The sequence below is a fragment of the Nocardia sp. A7 genome, from assembly GCF_046549215.1.
GTDB lineage: Bacteria > Actinomycetota > Actinomycetes > Mycobacteriales > Mycobacteriaceae > Nocardia.
On record NZ_JAJPWE010000008.1, the window covers coordinates 30,750 to 46,667 of the forward strand.

At 66.9% G+C, this 15,918-nt stretch carries 13 protein-coding genes; 9 read left to right on the top strand and 4 right to left on the bottom strand.

The genetic code is table 11. From position 1 onward, the window contains the following. The first annotated feature begins 6 nt into the window (after window positions 1-6). The 4 genes from ACLJPD_RS31185 (at window position 7) to ACLJPD_RS31200 (ending at window position 5,302) form a co-directional block, all read left to right on the top strand. Window positions 7-1,086: a PDR/VanB family oxidoreductase gene (locus tag ACLJPD_RS31185; RefSeq protein ID WP_410876954.1), complete on the top strand. Its 1,080-nt coding sequence runs from the start codon at window positions 7-9 to the stop codon at window positions 1,084-1,086. A gap of 45 nt (window positions 1,087-1,131) precedes the next feature. Further along, entirely contained in the window at window positions 1,132-2,844 is a 1,713-nt protein-coding gene (locus ACLJPD_RS31190) for a phytoene desaturase family protein (RefSeq protein WP_410876955.1), read from the top strand. Window positions 2,845-2,905: 61 nt separating this feature from the next. Continuing rightward, on the top strand, window positions 2,906-4,306 hold the full coding sequence (locus ACLJPD_RS31195; protein ID WP_410876957.1) for a WS/DGAT/MGAT family O-acyltransferase: 1,401 nt from the start codon (window positions 2,906-2,908) through the stop codon (window positions 4,304-4,306). Between the two features lie 42 nt (window positions 4,307-4,348). After that, window positions 4,349-5,302 carry an enoyl-CoA hydratase/isomerase family protein gene (locus tag ACLJPD_RS31200; RefSeq protein ID WP_410876958.1) on the top strand — a complete coding sequence of 318 codons (954 nt, stop codon included), beginning with the start codon at window positions 4,349-4,351 and terminating at the stop codon, window positions 5,300-5,302. 30 nt (window positions 5,303-5,332) lie between these two features. Here the strand turns inward: ACLJPD_RS31200 and ACLJPD_RS31205 are convergent, their stop codons facing one another. The 3 genes from ACLJPD_RS31205 to ACLJPD_RS31215 form a co-directional block, all read right to left on the bottom strand. Further along, window positions 5,333-5,989 (bottom strand): GAP family protein, encoded by a 657-nt coding sequence (locus tag ACLJPD_RS31205; protein WP_410876960.1) that lies wholly within the window; start codon window positions 5,987-5,989, stop codon window positions 5,333-5,335. Window positions 5,990-6,069: 80 nt separating this feature from the next. Beyond that, the gene (locus ACLJPD_RS31210; RefSeq protein WP_410876962.1) at window positions 6,070-7,974 is read right to left on the bottom strand and encodes an alkyl/aryl-sulfatase; all 1,905 of its coding nucleotides are present in this window, start codon (window positions 7,972-7,974) and stop codon (window positions 6,070-6,072) included. A 131-nt stretch (window positions 7,975-8,105) separates the two neighbouring features. After that, window positions 8,106-9,098 (bottom strand): helix-turn-helix domain-containing protein, encoded by a 993-nt coding sequence (locus ACLJPD_RS31215; protein ID WP_410876964.1) that lies wholly within the window; start codon window positions 9,096-9,098, stop codon window positions 8,106-8,108. Between the two features lie 165 nt (window positions 9,099-9,263). Here ACLJPD_RS31215 and ACLJPD_RS31220 point away from each other — a divergent pair, with 165 nt between their 5' ends. The 5 genes from ACLJPD_RS31220 to ACLJPD_RS31240 all read left to right on the top strand — a co-directional run bounded on the left by ACLJPD_RS31220 (window position 9,264) and on the right by ACLJPD_RS31240 (window position 15,462). Continuing rightward, window positions 9,264-11,996: an ATP-binding protein gene (locus ACLJPD_RS31220; RefSeq protein WP_410876966.1), complete on the top strand. Its 2,733-nt coding sequence runs from the start codon at window positions 9,264-9,266 to the stop codon at window positions 11,994-11,996. Between the two features lie 93 nt (window positions 11,997-12,089). Beyond that, window positions 12,090-12,917 carry an alpha/beta fold hydrolase gene (locus ACLJPD_RS31225; protein ID WP_410876967.1) on the top strand — a complete coding sequence of 276 codons (828 nt, stop codon included), beginning with the start codon at window positions 12,090-12,092 and terminating at the stop codon, window positions 12,915-12,917. Between the two features lie 23 nt (window positions 12,918-12,940). Further along, window positions 12,941-13,780 (top strand): alpha/beta hydrolase, encoded by an 840-nt coding sequence (locus ACLJPD_RS31230; protein WP_410876969.1) that lies wholly within the window; start codon window positions 12,941-12,943, stop codon window positions 13,778-13,780. 8 nt (window positions 13,781-13,788) lie between these two features. Next, the gene (locus tag ACLJPD_RS31235) at window positions 13,789-14,604 is read left to right on the top strand and encodes an MBL fold metallo-hydrolase (RefSeq protein ID WP_410876970.1); all 816 of its coding nucleotides are present in this window, start codon (window positions 13,789-13,791) and stop codon (window positions 14,602-14,604) included. A 24-nt stretch (window positions 14,605-14,628) separates the two neighbouring features. Beyond that, window positions 14,629-15,462 carry an alpha/beta fold hydrolase gene (locus tag ACLJPD_RS31240; RefSeq protein ID WP_410876972.1) on the top strand — a complete coding sequence of 278 codons (834 nt, stop codon included), beginning with the start codon at window positions 14,629-14,631 and terminating at the stop codon, window positions 15,460-15,462. Window positions 15,463-15,531: 69 nt separating this feature from the next. Here ACLJPD_RS31240 and ACLJPD_RS31245 read toward each other — a convergent pair whose 3' ends face one another. Then, window positions 15,532-15,894 (bottom strand): ArsR/SmtB family transcription factor, encoded by a 363-nt coding sequence (locus ACLJPD_RS31245; protein ID WP_410876973.1) that lies wholly within the window; start codon window positions 15,892-15,894, stop codon window positions 15,532-15,534. Between the last annotated feature and the right edge of the window lie 24 nt (window positions 15,895-15,918).

Genomic DNA, 15,918 nt, shown 5'->3' on the forward strand with positions numbered 1-15,918 from the left:
CGCCTCATGACCGAAAACCGATCGCCGGTCCCACCGTCGCTGCGCCGCCCGGGTAAAAACGATCGGCTCTTCGCCGCCCTACAACTCGCCGCGCGCGGATACGTCGCGGTCACCAGCCGGGTGGGCATCATCGAACCCACCGAGGTCGACCGGGTGCTGCGTCTGGTTGTGGTGGACGCACGCTCCGAGGCCGACGGTGTGCGCAGCCTGCGCCTGGAGGCCGCGGACGGGTCCGTCCTTCCGCCGTGGCATCCGGGCGCGCACATCGACCTGACCTTGCCCTCGGGCACGGTCCGTCAGTACTCGCTCTGCGGCGACCACACTGATCGGCGAAGCTACCAAATCGCGATCCGGCGCCTACCCGACGGAGGTGGCGGATCGATCGAGATCCACGATCGGCTCCCCGTCGGCGCTCGAGTCACCGCCGCCGGCCCACGCAACGCCTTCCCCTTCGCGTACCCGCACCTGGCGCGGGCCGATATTTCCCGGGTGGTGTTCGTCGCCGCTGGAATCGGCATCACGGCGATTCTGCCCATGGTGCGTGCGGCGGCGGCATCGGGTATCGACTGGCAGTTGACCTACCTCGGCCGTGACACCGCGACCATGCCATTTCTCGACGAGATCGGCGAACTCGATCCCGATCGGGTCCGGATCCTCACGGGTTCCCGCCGCACACCTGCCGAGCTGTTGGCACGCGCCGGGCCTGGCACGTCGGTCTACTTCTGCGGACCGCCCGGACTCCTCGCCGGGATCCGGACCGAATTCGACCGTACGGGCGCGGCCGGCCTGCATTTCGAGAGGTTCAGTCCCGAACCCGTCGTCGGTGGTCAGCCGTTCGAGATTCGTCTTGCCCGCACCACCGCATCGATCCACGTCGCTGCGGACGAATCCGCCCTCGCTGCCGTGCGGGGCGCGGTGCCCGACGTGGCGTACTCGTGCCAGCAGGGGTTCTGCGGCACCTGCCGCGTACGGGTCGTCTCCGGTGACGTCGACCGCCGTGGACGGTCAACGTTCATGGACGAACCCGACACGGTGCTCCTCTGCACCGATCGCGCGAACTCGACACAACTCACCATCGACCTGTAACTCGCTGCGTGCGAGCGACTTCGACACAGCACAAGGAGCCAAAATATGCAGGACTGGGATGTCATCGTGGTCGGTAGCGGCATGGGCGGCATGACCGCGGCCGCGTACCTCGCCGCCAACGGCCGCCGCACACTCGTGCTGGAACAGGGCGACGTGCTGGGCGGATCAACGCACGTATTCCGCCGCAAGGGCTACGAATTCGAAGTGGGCGTGCACTACCTCGGCGACTGCGGCCGCCCCGAGGGCAACATCCCCACCATGCTGCGCGGAGTCGGCGCCGACAAGCACATCGAGTTCCGCGAGATCGACCCCGACGGATTCGATGTTCTGACCTACCCGTCGGTGACCTTCAAGGTCCCGCGCGGCTGGGACAACTACCGCGACCGACTACTCGAGACCTTCCCCGACGATGCCGCGGCGCTGCGCCGCTACCTGCGCATCATTCGCAAGTTGGCCGACGCGGTCGACCGCGCGACCACACCCGCATCCCTGCGTGGTCAGGCAGCCTTCCTCCTGCGGGCCGGATGGGCGGCACCGTTTGCGATGGTGCCGCTGTCGAACCTGCTCGACCTCTGCGGTGTCGGGCCCGCCCCGCGCCCGGTGCTGTGCGGCCAGACACCGGCCTACGCCGCTCCGGCCGACCGGGCACCGGCGATCGTGCAGGCCGGCTATCTGAAGAACTACGTCGAGGGCGGCGCCTACTTCCCGATCGGCGGCGGCCAAGTGCTCTCCGCCACGATGGCCGAGGTCGTGCGCGCCAACGGCGGCGACTTCCGGATCAACGCCAGGGTGGCCGAGATCGTTGTCGAGGGCGGTCGGGTGCGCGGCGTCCGGCTCGCCGACGGCGAGTTCATCACCGCGCCGGTCGTAGTGTCCAACGCCGACCTCAAGCGCACCTACCTGGAGCTACTCGACCCGGCCGTCGTGTCCCCGGCCAAACGGAAACTGGTGTCCGGCTACACGATGGCGTGGCCGCTGTTCAACACCTACCTCGGCCTCGACATCGACCTGTCCGAGACGATGACCAGCGCCCAGATCTGGAAGTTCAGCGCCGACGCCGATTTCGGCCCGATGCGCAAGGTAGCCAACTGGCAAGCCGCGGGCCGGGACCGCGAGCGCTGGCTGCGTCTCATCGGTGACAATGCCGCCGCGATGATCCACATCGCCACCAACAAGGACACCGTCACGGCGCTGGCTCCCGCCGGTCATTCCGTCGTCGAGATCATGACCTACCTGCCGCCGGACCACGAGCTGTGGGGCCTCAGCGCAGGCGGTCCCGTGCACGGCGAGAACTACCGCACCAACCCTGACTATCTCGCTGTCAAAGAAGCGATCACCGAGATCCTGATCGATCTGGCCGGTGAGGTCATCCCGAACCTGCGCGAGCACATCGTGTGGAAGGAAGCGGCGACCCCTATCACCCAGGAGCGCTACACCCATTCCACCGCGGGTGGCTCCTACGGCATCGAGATGAACCTGCGGCAGGTCGGTCCGCTGCGCCCCGGACCGAAAACCGATATCCCCGGGCTCTATCTCGCCGGCGCGAGCCTGAGCTGGGGCCCGGGCGTAGAAGGCGTCATGCTCTCCGGCGTCGGTGCCGCGGGCGCGGTACTGCGACGCGACCTGTTCACCGCGATTCGCCAGGGCACCGTGTTCGGCTCCGCCGACCAGATTCCCGCGCACGGCGGCGACTGGGATCCCCTCGCCGTTGCCACCGACACCACTCCACGCGGCCAGAAGGCCCGCACCACACGCTGATCGCGAGGTCCGCGCAGCCGACCCCGCTCATCCCAGAATTCTCGCCGGAGGCCACCACCCCATGTCCACGAGCACGTTGAACCCGATTGATGTCGCATTTCTGTGGGGTGAATCCGACTCCAATCTGATGAACATCGCGCACCTGGACATCTTTCGGCTGCCACCGGAGGCGGGTCCGAACTTCGTCTCGGACCTGCTCGACGATCTGCGCACCTACACGGGTGCGACCAGCCCCTTCGACCGCCGCCTCGACTCCGCCGTGATCTCTCGCGCGCTTCCGAGATGGGTCAGCGTCGACACGCCGGACCTCGACTACCACCTCCAACGTCATGTGCTGCCCGCGCCCGGCGGTCAGCGTGAGCTCGGCACCTTGGTCTCGCGCCTGCACGGCATCCCGATGGACCGGTCGCATCCGCTGTGGCAGCTGCATGTCATCGAGGGCCTCGACGACGGACGCTTAGCGCTGTACATCAAGGGACATCACGCCCTGCTCGACGGCGTCGCCACCGTGCGGCTCGCGCGCAAGGTGATGTCGAACGACCCCGACGAGCACGGTAGACCTGCGATCTGGGCCTATCAGAAAACTGGGAAGCGTCGAGCTCCCGAATCGAGGGAAGCAGGTCGGCCCGCGCTCCCGTCGCTGGTGCGACTGCTGACCGCTCCGATCCGAGGGGTCACAGATCAGGTCACCGGCTTGCAGGCGATCTCGCGCATGTACGGCGGACCGACCGAATCCGATGCGGCGCTGATCAAGCCGTACACCGCACCGCCATCGATCCTCAACGGACCGATCACCGCCGAACGCCGGATCGCCACGCAGTCATTCGACTTGGACCGGATCAGTACCCTGGCGCAGCGATGCGGGGGAACGATCAACGACGTCATCCTGGCGATCTGCGCGGGTGGCTTGCGCCGCTACCTCGCCGAGATCGGCGAGCTGCCCGAGAGATCATTGATCGCGGGCATGCCGATGTCGTTTCGTCCCAAGGACAGCGACACTGCCGAAGGCAACGCGACGACCATGGCACTGGCCACCCTCGCCACCGATATCGAGGATGTGCGAGAACGGGTTTCGGCGATCGTCGGATCCACAGTCGCAGCCAAGGAGCATATGAGCCGGATGTCGAGTGCCGCGGTGATGGCATATACGGCGATGCTCATGGCACCCTTCGGCGCGAGCCTGGTTCTCGGCGTGAGCAGTCGGATCAAGCCGATGTTCAACGTCGTCATCTCCAACATGCCGGGGCCGGCCGAACAGTTGCATTACAACGGTATGGCTTTGGAAGAGTGGCACGCGGTGTCCATCCCGCTTGATGGGCAGGCACTCAACATTACGATCCTGTCGTACGCGAACCGTCTCAACCTGTGCGTGACCGCGTGCGCGACCTCGCTACCTCACGTCCAACGGGTCGCGCCCTACTGCGGAGACGCACTGGCCGAGCTGGAACGTGCCTACCCGTAGTAGCTGCAACCCCATCGCCTCCCACCGTCGAAAGGCACTCGCATGCAGTTTCTTCGCACAGACCGGCACGGCTCCGTACAGACCATCTGGTTGAACAACCCGCCCTACAACTTCCTCACCGATGCCGTAATGGGCGAACTGCTCGACCTGCTCCGCATCATCGACAGCGACGACGGGGTCCGCGCGGTCGTGCTCACCAGTGCCGTCGAGGGTGTCTTCGTCAGCCACTATTCGGTGTCGGAGATCTTGGACGGCGTCGAAGCCGCACCGGTCACCCTGAACTCACGAACGGCGGGGGCGGCGCTGCGGATGAGCACGCTGGCCGACCACGTCCCCGGCGGGCAGGCGGGCTTGGCCCGGGCCGGTGCCGGTGGTGTCGCGAATCTTCGTCGTTACCACGAGGTCTGCCGACTGATGCGGGAGTCGAGCACCGTCTTCGTCGCCGCGCTCAACGGCCGGGCGCTCGGTGGCGGTTGTGAGTTGTCGCTGGCCTGCGATCTGCGTCTGATGGCCGATGGCCCCTTCGAGATCGGGCAACCCGAAATCCTGGTCGGCATCATCCCCGGCGGCGGCGGTACCCAGATGCTGACCCGGGTGCTCGGCGCGGGCCGCGCACTGGAACTGTGTCTCGAAGGCGCCCCGATCAGCCCGAGCCGGGCACTCGAGATCGGACTCGTGCACAGATTGATCGATCCCGACGAGCTGCTGGCCGAAGCACAGACGACCGCCGCGAGGTTGGCCAAGCGCTCCCCCACCGCGGTCCGTGGTATCAAACATGCTGTCTACCAGGGTGGTTCGACATCACTGGAGAAGGGCTTGCACATCGAACGCGCCCAGTTCCTCGCCGCGGCGTCCACGCCGTCAGCGAAACGGGCGATGGCTGTCTATCTCGCCGATGTCGAATCGACCATCGAGCAGGGCCGCGACATGTCCGACTTCGTCGCGGACAGTCTGCCGGGCTGGATCGAGGGCACGAAGGTCGACTTCACCGAGTAGCGCACCGGCCGGGCTGTATACCGGGCACGATCAGGTGAGGTTGGCGATACCGCGGGCGGTGAACAGCACACCGAAGCCGAGCAACACCGTGATCGTCATGCTCCTGTTGTTGCGCAACATCCACCGCTTGGCCGATTCCAGGCCGCGCCGGGCACGCTCACCCAGCACGAGATAGATCGCGATCGGGATCAGGAAGTCCAGCGCGGCGGCCAGGATCAGCAGCAGGGTGGCGACCAGCGCGGAGATCGTGGTGGTCTGCGAGCTGGCGATGAGGCTCATGCCCGACATCATGATGACCAGGTTCGGGTTGATGATCGCCATGACCAGACCTGCCATGAATGCCTGACGAGGGCCCGCTGATTCGAGTTGGGTGAGCAATTTCGGAGGCGGAGCGTCCGCGGGTCGGCGGTGCAAAGCCGCCCGCGCGCCCAGGCCAAGGAAAACCAGGCCGACGACCAAGCCCGCCCAGTGCGCCACCGTCTTCGACGTCGAAGACGGATCGGAGGCGCCACCGAGGAGTGCCGCGACACCGACCTGGGCGTAGACGAGAACGAACGCCGCACCGAAGGACGCGGCACTGGCGATCGGACGGCGCGACTGCAACAGCAGCACACAGCCCACGATCGCCGCCGGAGTGATGACCAAACCGATCATCTCAGGGACCAGCAGTAAAATCAGCTCACCCATCAGGGCTCCTCGAGATGCAGGGACACAGCCGACAAACCCCGCAGCCGGTGCTGTCGGGCCACGGCTGCGGGGTTACCCGTTCAGGGAGTGACGATCGGGAAGGCCGGATCGAATTCGTCGAGCAATGGACCATAGGTGTCGAGCACCGTCGTGTCGCCGTCGAGGGTGATCTTGCCGCCCTCGGCCAGTTTCGCCGCCGTGTCGGGTGCGAGCAGCACCGAGACCAGGAACGGCTTCGGCCCGGACACCGTCAGCTGCGGCTGGTCGGATTTGCCGCGCCGGGCGTTGAGTACCCCGCGGCGGATCCACATCGTCCACTGCTCAGCGGCATCGGTGAAGTCCAGGTCGATCCGCAGATCCACGTGCGCCGCCTTCTCCCCGATGATGTGCACCGAGACGAAGTCGAACAGGATGTCCAGCGGCATGGCCAGGATGCTGTCCTGGCTGGCCACCACATACGGGGGCGGCTGGGCGCCCTCGCGCAGTTCCAGCGCCGCGGACAAGTAGATGCCGCGCCACTGCGGGCCTTCGGCCTGGTACCCCATCTGCTCGTAGGCGTCGGCCTGTAGGTCCTTGGCCCGCTGGTTGTCCGGTTGCGCGAAAACCAATTTGTGCAGGATCTCCGCTGCCCAGCGGTAGTCGGCGGCGTCGATCGCGCGCTGTCCTTCGGCGAGGATCTTGTCGGCACCGGCGAATTCGACGAACCGCGCCGCGGCCTCGACCGGCGGGTGCGGGTGCAGCGAGACCGGGTCGCCGTCCCACATGCCCAGTTCCTTGGTGTACACCGCGCGCACGTCGTGATGCAGGGTGCCGTGATAGCCGCGGTTGGCCCAGTTACGCCCCAACTCCTCCGGCAACTCGATCACCTCCGCCGCCTCGAGCGGGGTGTAACCCTTGTTGGCCAGGCGCAGCGCCTGATCGTGAATGAATTTGTAGGTGTCACGCTGGGATTCGATGAACGCGGTGACGTTGTCGTTTCCCCATACCGGCCAGGTGTGCGGACCGTAGTGCACCTCGGCCTCGTCACCCCAGCGCTGCAGGGTCTCGTCGAGGTAGCGGGCGAAATTGCGGGCGTCACGGGTACGGGCGCCGCGCAGTGTCTGAATATTGTGCAGCGAATGGTTCGCGTTCTCCGCACAGGTCAGGGCCTTGAGCTGCGGAATCCAGATGTGCATCTCCTCGGGCGCCTCGGTGTCGGGCGCGTAGAGGAATTCGAATTCGATACCGGCGATCTCTCGGCGGGCACCGGTTTCGGTGATCAGGTCGGTCGGCGAGATATAGGAGACCTGTGGGCCCTGTGTGGTGGTTGCGCCGATACCGCAGGTGACGAATCCCTGCGGACCTGGTGGCAGCATGGAGCCGAAGGCGTAGAAACTACGGCGCGCCATCGCGTTTCCGGCGATGACGTTCTCACCGATGGCGTACTTGTCGAACTGCGTACCCGGGGCGATGATCGGTACCTTGCCCGAGGCGACGTCCTCCAGCGATACCACCCCTTTGACGCCGCCGTAATGGTCGGCGTGGGTATGGGTGTAGATGACCGCCTTCACCGGCTTGTCGGTGACGTGCTCGCGAATGAGTGACATTGCCTGCCTGGCGGATTCGACTCCGGCCATGCAGTCGATGACGACGATCCCGTCCTCGCCCTCGACCACGGTCAGGTTGGCGATATCGTTGTTGCGTGCCTGGTACACGCCTTTGGTCACCTCGTACAGCCCACCGAGGCTGATCAACTGCGACTGCCGCCACAGACTCGGGTTCACCGAGTCCGGGGTCGGTGGGTCACCGCGCAGGTAGTCGAACCCGGCGGGATCGAAGACCACCTTCGAACTGTCCGCGTCGGAGTACACCGGACCTGGCAGCGCGGCGATCAGGCCACGTTGCGCGTCGGTGAAATCGTCCCGGTTGTCCATGTCGTAGCTCTGCGTGGCCGCACGGTTGATCTCCGCGGTCGCCGGACTGGCAGGTTTGGGAACCTGGCACATGCGCGCTCCTGTGAACTCGGGTGGACTTTCTCCCGACAATGGCCCAGCGCGCGCCACCCCGCATCACCCGTCCTGGGTGACTTCGTCGCGTCTACTCAACGCAGCTCTGTCGGCGCGAACACGCCGCGTGGTCAGGTTTGTGCATTGCCGGGAGCACCGTGACCGTTGTTTTCGGCGGTGGTGCGGCGCCACTCGCGAGGGGTGACGCCGTAGGTCGCGCGGAATCGTCGGGTGAAGTGGGAGGCGTCGCGGAAGCCCCAGCGGAAAGCGATCGCGGCGATCGAGACGTGGCGCAGCTCCGGGCTGGCGAGGTCGTCGCGGATGCGGTCGAGACGTTCACCGATGATCGACCGGGCGAGGCGGTAGTCGGCGGCAGCACAGATCTTGTACAGGTAGCGCACCGAGATGTTGAGGGCACGGGCGATGCGGGCGGCATCGAGTTCTGGATCGGCGAGGTGGCGGCGCACGTAGGCGCGGATCTCGGCGAGCATGATCTCCGAGGGGATGACCGCGCCGTCGTGGCGGTCGGGCTCGGTGGTCGAGAGCAGGAGTCCGCGGATCAGGTCGATGCTGGCCGAGCCGGTCAGGCGTGCTGTCGGATGGCAACTGAGAGCATCTGCTTGCTCGGTCATCTCGGTGATGTGACCGGCGACGAGTCGGTAGTAGGGGCTGCGATGCAGGTGCCGTGCTGCCCGGCGGATGCGTTCGACCGGGAGGGCGAGTTGATCGAGGGGAACGTGTAAGCAGGTCGACCCGCCGTCGCCCGCCCAGCGGAAGTCGTACGGTGCGTTGAGGTCCATCAGATGCAGCTCGCCTGCGGCGAGTTCGCGCTGTAGCCCGTCCTGCTCGTACCGGGCCGTGCCTCGGCGATGCACCGCGATGGCCAGCATAGGCGACGGGTTCGCGCGGACCTGCTTCGACGTGCGGATCAGCCGGATGCCGGACATGGCCGCACGAAAGATGTTGGCATCGCCGAATTCCCACACATCGAACTGGGCGTGTGCGCGACCGTCCGGGTTCTCGTGCACCACGTTGCATGGCGCGGTTGCTTCCTGCATGGCGGTGGTGATCGCGTTGGCGCGTTCCACGGGCGCGACGAAGCCGGTATCGAAAACAACAGCCATGATCCTGCCCTCCTGGTGCACCGGTAACACTCCGCCTGATCGTGGCACGATCCGCGCGGCACAATCAGACTGAAAATCGTGCACGCCGAATCCAGTTTCCCTGGTCGGAGCGCTTTACGCTCGCCGAATGTGCCTGAGTGTGGGCACCGAGGTGGGAGGTTTCGAGTGATCAAGCCACTGGGACGAGCGGATGAGCTCGACCGCCTCAACGAGTTCATCGCCGCCGCGCGCAACGGCCTCGGGCACGCGGTGATCCTGCGGGGCGAGCCCGGAATCGGCAAATCGGTCCTGCTCGAGTCCGTGATCGGGTCGGCTCACGGCTTTCGGATCCTGCGTTCGGACGGCTACGAGGCCGAGGCCAATCTGCCGTATTCCGGTGTGCAGCGTCTGGTCGGGTCGCTCGAGGTCGACGGCACGCAGCTGCCCGATCCCGAGCGGGAGGCGCTGGGGGTCGCGCTCGGCATCTCGGCGGGTGCGGTGCCGGACCGGTTCCTGGTCGGTCGGGCTGTGCTGGGTCTGCTGGCGATCGTCGGTCGCGAGGCGCCGGTGCTGTGCGCGGTCGATGACGCGCAGTGGCTGGATCGGGAGTCCCTGGACGCGTTGGGTTTTGTCGCGCGCCGACTGCACGCCGAAGCGGCGGTGGTCGTGTTCGCGGCGCGGGCCGACAATGATGTCGATGTCCGGCTCGGTGGGGTGCCGGTGCTGTCGGTCGAGGAATTGGCGCGCCCCGCGGCGATCGAGTTGCTGACCTACCGGTTCGACGGAGTGCTCGATCCGCGAGTAGCCGCCGACGTTGTCGATGAGGTCGGGGGAAACCCGCTCGTTTTGACCGACCTGGCGCGTGAACTCACCGCCCGTCAGCTCACGGATTCGAGCTTTGTGCCCTCTCCGCTCGGCGCAGGTTCGCGGCTGGAGCAGTTCTATCGACGCGCGCTGGAGTCGCTGCCCGATGCCTGCCGAGAATGGATTCTGGTGGCGGCGGCGGAGTCGACGGGAGACCTGAAGCTGGTCGATCGCGCGACCGCGCTGCTCGATATCGACGAAAGCGCCGGTGAGGCCGCCGACGTCGCCGGTCTGGTTGTCATCGACGGAGCGGTGCGGTTTCGGCACCCACTGGTCCGCGCGGCCGTTTACGGCGGCGCGACGGCCGCCGCGCGTCGACGCGTGCACGGAGCGCTCGCGCGAGCGGCGCAGGCATCGGGATTGATCGATATCGAGGCGTGGCACGCCGCCACGGCGACCGCGCGCCCGGACGCGGCGGTCGCGCAGCGCTTGGTCGATGCCGCGCAGCGGGCGGCGCGCCGAGGAGGTCTGCTCGCCGGCGCGAGCCTGTTGGCACGTGCCGCGGAGCTGAGCGAGGACCCCGGGTTGCGCGATGAGCGGTTGCTCGCCGGCGCCGAATCGGCCGCTGCGGCAGGTGCCGCGCGATTCGCCTTCGATCTGACCGATCGCATCCAGAACCCGGCCGGCCTCGCTCCGGTCGACGCAGGGCGGCGCCTGTTCGTGCGTGCTTCACTGGCAATGTTTCTCGGTGACCCAGCGGCGATTCCTCTCGCCTCGAATCAGCTGACATCGGCGGCAGAGTTGTTTCACGGCCACGACTCGCGGCGTGAGCACCTCGCGCTGCTCCGTGCCTTTCACACCGGACTCACCGCTGAACGAGGGGTCGCCAGCGGTACTTTTCCTGAGATCGGGCTACGCATGCAGGTCGCGGCGGCCGACGCCGAACCGAGTATTCGCGCGGTACTCCTCGGTCTGTGCGGGTTGATCCTGCAGCCGTGCGGTGCGGCGGCCGACGCGTATCGGGCCGCATTGCGAATGCTGGCCGAACTCGACGATCGGCAAGCGCTCGATTTCGGCGTGGCCGGGGTGGTGCTCACCAGTGCCCTCTGGGACGAACGGGCGCGCAACGACTGGCTCGACCGTTGCGAGCGCATCGCCGCCCGCGCGGGTGCGCTCAGGGAGTTGGACGCGCTGCTGTGGACGCGGTCGCTGACCGATCTCGATCGCGGCGACGTCACCGCCGCCGGGCGGGCGATCGCGCGCGTTCGAGAACTGCGGCAAGCGATGGGGTACCCGGCCGAACATGTCGTCAACGGCGCCTATCTGGCCTGGACGGGGGAACCGGCCGCGGTGGTCCTGCAGGTCGCCGAACTCAATCTGGCCGCCGGTTTCGGTGGCGCGCACACCGCCACGATCAACGCGCTCGCCATCCGCAACCTCGCCGAGGGGCATTATCACGACGCTTACGCCCTGCTGGCGCCGTACGAAGCCGACCGATTCATGCAGGTCACACCGCACCAGCTCCCCGAGTACATCGAAGCGGCAGCGCGCGCGGGCCACACCGCCGATGCCGAGCGGGTCACCGTCGAATTCGCCGCATTCGCCGATGACATCGACTCGCCGTGGGCACGCGGCGTCGCGATGAGGTGCCACGCGTTGATCGCACCCGCGAAGGACGCGGAGCGGCTCTACCTGGCCGCCATCGCCGCGCTGACCGAAACGGATACCCCGATCGACCTGTTTCGCGCCCACCTGCTGTATGGCGAGTGGCTGCGCAGGCAACGACGCCGTGCCGATTCCAAAATCCAATTGCACACTGCCGCTGCGGGATTCATCCGTCAGGGTGCGGTGGCCTTCGCCGATCGGGCGGCGCGCGAGCTAAACGCGTTCGGCGAGCGGGTGCGGGACAGCGGCGCGTCCGCCACAGCCGGGTTGACCGCCCAGGAGTCGGAGGTCGCGGCGCTGGCGGCGGCGGGCCACACCAATGCCGAAATCGCGGCCACCATGTTCCTCAGCGCCAACACCGTCGACTATCACCTGCGCAAAGTCTTTCGCAAGCTGGGTATTTCGTCGCGCCGTCAGCTCCGTGAGCATCTGCCACCGACAACCCGCTGATCTGAAGGACTACGTGCGATGCGTGGTTCGCACGGAGTCCTGCATGGCCCATCGTGAACACAGTGCTCCACACCTGCCAGCGAGGAGGCCGCAATGCCCACGATCACCGCCGACGACGGCATGCAGATCTTCTACAAGGACTGGGGTCCGGTCGACGGGCCCGCGGTCCTGCTGAGTCACGGCTGGCCGCTGAACGCTGATGCGTGGGACAGCCAGGCGCTCTACCTCGCCGAGCACGGATGCCGTGTCATCGCCCATGACCGGCGCGGGCACGGCCGCTCCGCGCAGTCCTGGAACGGCAACGAGATGAACACCTACGCCGACGATCTCGCGACACTGCTCGACACACTCGACCTGACCGATGTCACCCTGGTCGGCCATTCGACCGGCGGTGGTGAAGTGGTGCGCTACACCGCCCGCCACGGGTCGGCGCGCGTCGCGAAACTGGTCCTCGTCTCCGCTGTACCGCCGTTCATGTTGCGCACCGACGACAACTCCGAAGGCCTGCCCGCCGAAGTATTCGACGCGATCCGCGCCGGCGAACGTGCGTCGCGCTCGCAGCTGTACCGCGACCTCGCCGACGGGCCGTTCTTCGGACACAACCGTCGCGGCGACATTCCGCAGGGCATGCGCGACGCGTTCTGGTCGCAAGGGCTCGCGTCGGGCCATCGGGGCGCCTACGAGTGCATCGCCGCCTTCTCGGCCACCGACTTCCGCGGTGACCTGGCCGAGATCACCGTCCCGACGCTGGTCATCCACGGCGACGACGACCAGATCGTGCCCATCGAGGTCGGCGGACTGCGCTCGGCGAAGCTCATCGCCAGTGCCGAACTGAAGATCTACGCGGGCGCCGGCCACGCACTGCCCGACACCGAGAAACAGCGACTTTCCCAAGACTTGCTCGACTTCATCGAGTTATGACCGCCGGAACGGAGAACACCGCAATGAATCAGCCCGACCACACCCACAAGCCGCCCATCGTCCTCATCCACGGCCTCTGGATGACCCCCCGGAGTTGGGACACCTGGGCGCAGCGCTACCGCGACCTCGGACACCAGGTCATCGTGCCGGGTTGGCCCGGCATCGGCGATCGCGCACCGGCCGATGTCCGGGAGAATCCGAGCGCGCTCGAAGGCGTCGGTATCGTGGAGATCGTCGACTACTACGCCGATATCATCGCCTCGCTTTCGGAGCAGCCCGTGATCATGGGCCATTCGTTCGGCGGGATCTTCACCCAGATGCTGCTCGATCGCGGCATCGGTATCGCCGGAGTCGGGGTCGCGCCGGGGCAACCGGCAGGCGTTCTCGCACTGCCGTTCTCGACATTGCGCACGGGACTGCCGGTGCTGTCCAACCCGTTCCGTTTCGGCAAGGCCAGCCCGATCTCCAAGCGCCACTTCCACTACACCTTCGGCAACGACCTCAGCCGCGCCGATTCCGACCTGGAATGGGCCGCGAGCGCGGTGAATTCGTCCAACCGGGTGTTCTTCGAGGGCGTGCTGTCGCTGCCGAAGAAGAAGTCGGGCATCACCGCCGTCGACTTCCGCAAGCCCGACCGCGCACCGCTGCTGCTCATCTCCGGTGGCATCGACCATGTCGCTCCGCCCGCTATCCAGAAGGCCGCCCTGCGCAAATACGCACAGGGCACCGCACTGGTCGAACGGGTGGAATTCCCCGACCGCACCCACCGACTCGTGAGCCAGGACGGCTGGGAAGAGATCGCCGATTACGCCCTGGACTGGTCACTGCGGCACGCCGCGGCCCGATTCCCGCAGGCGACGTAGCGGCCATCGTGACGGGCGTCAGAATCACCCATATCGGCGGGCCGACCGTGCTCATCGAGGTGGACGGGTGGACCATCCTCACCGATCCGACCTTCGACGAACCGGGGCAGCGCTACGAATTCGCCCTCGGTACCTCGTCGGTGAAAACGATCGGCCCGGCGATCCGGGTGACCGACCTGCCCGCGATCGACGTCGTGTTGCTCTCCCACGACCACCACGCCGACAATCTCGACCGCAGCGGCCGCGCCCTGCTGCGCACCGTGCCGCGGATCATCACCACGGCCGGTGGCAGCCGCCGTCTCGGACTCGCGCACGCCGAGGCGATGGTGCCATGGCAGGAAACCGTCCTGCAGGCTCCCGGTCGCGCGACGCTGCGGGTGATCGCGACGCCGAGCCGACACGGGCCACCGCTCAGCCGGCTCCTGGTGGGTGAGAACCTGGGTTTCGCGATCCAGCGACCAGGGCAGGCGCAGGTGGCGGTATGGATGTCAGGGGACTCGGTCTATTTCCGAGGACTCGAGCAGGTGGCTCGCCGTCTCGACGTCGATATCGCGCTGCTGCACATCGGCGCCGTCCGATTCGGACTCACCGGGCCGGTGAAATACACGATGGACGCCCGGGATGCCGCTAGGTTCGTCAGGCTCCTGGAACCGCGTATCGCCCTGCCCGTGCACTACGAAGGCTGGACTCATTTCAGCGAAAGCCACGATCGCGCGCGCGTTCGCCTGCTCGCGGAGTCCGAGGGCGTGCACCACCGGGTGCAGTGGTTGCCGCTCGGAAAGCCTGTCGAATTTCCTTCTCCCACAACACCGCTCGCGCACTGAGCGTTACCGAAAAGGTGATCGATCATGTCATCGTCTACTCGTCCGAATCCACGCCGACATCGGCTGCTGACCGCACTCGCGGCGACAGTGGTCGCCGTAAGCCCGCTCGTCCCCGCACTCGCGACCGCCGATCCGGGCGATCCCACCCTCGTGCTGGTACACGGCGCTTTCGCCGACGCGACCAGCTGGGACGGGGTCGCCGCCGAACTGCGCGGGCGCGGCTATCGCGTTGTCACAGTGGACAACCCGCTGCGTGGTCCCCGCAACGACGCGCAGGCACTGCAGAGTGTTCTCGACGGCATCGACGGGCCGGTCGTCCTCGTCGGGCACTCCTACGGCGGGGTTGTCATCACCAACACCCACAGCCCCAAGGTCAAGGCCAACGTCTACATCGCGGCCTTCGCGCCGGCACAGGGCGAATTCGTGCAGGGGCTGCTCGACCCCATCCGCTTCCCCGGCAGCCAACTGCTGCCGCCCGCGCTACAGGTCCGGGTGGTGGACGACCCCAGCGGCGTCGCGGGTCGAAATATCGACGGCTACATCGACGAGCCGTACTTCCACCCGATCTTCGCCCCGGACGTGAGTGCCGAGACCGCCGCGGAGATGTACACCCATCAACAGTCGGCCGCACTGGGCGCCAATCTGGAACCCTCGGGCTCGCCGTCGTGGGCGACCACGCCCAGCTGGTACCTGATCTCGGGCGATGACAAGGTCATTCCAGCTGCCGCCCAACGATTCATGGCAGGCCGCGCCGCCCCGGCCACGACCAGAGAGATCAGCTCGTCGCACGCGTCGCCGGTTTCCCAGCCGGACGCCGTCGCCGACACCATCGTCGAGGCCGCGAATTCGGTTCGATAACGACCAGTTCTGGAGTACCTCGATCGAGGCGAGGGTCCGAGCCCAGTCGGTTCGGGCCCTTCTCTATGTTCAGCTCGCAGCGTCAGGGCGGTCGGCGAGGCCGAGACGTAGGTGTTCGCTGTGGTAGACGGCCTCGTCCAGCAGTTGGGCGACGTGATTGTCGTAGAGGCTGTAGACGATGCTGCGCCCGGCTCGGGTGCCGTGGACCAGGCCGAGATTGCGCAGCAGGCGTAGCTGGTGCGAGACCGCGGACTGTTCCATACCGACCGCCTCGGCGAGCTCGGTGACCGGGCGCGGGCCTTGGCGTAGTTCGGTGAGGATGAGCAGGCGACTCGGGGTGGCCAGGGCCTGCAGTGTGGTTGCCACATGAGCGGCTGACGCCGCGTCGAGTCGGGTGCTCGGCCGGTCGCGGCCTTCGACACCGTGTCCCATGTCAGGGAGTTTAACTCACAGGCA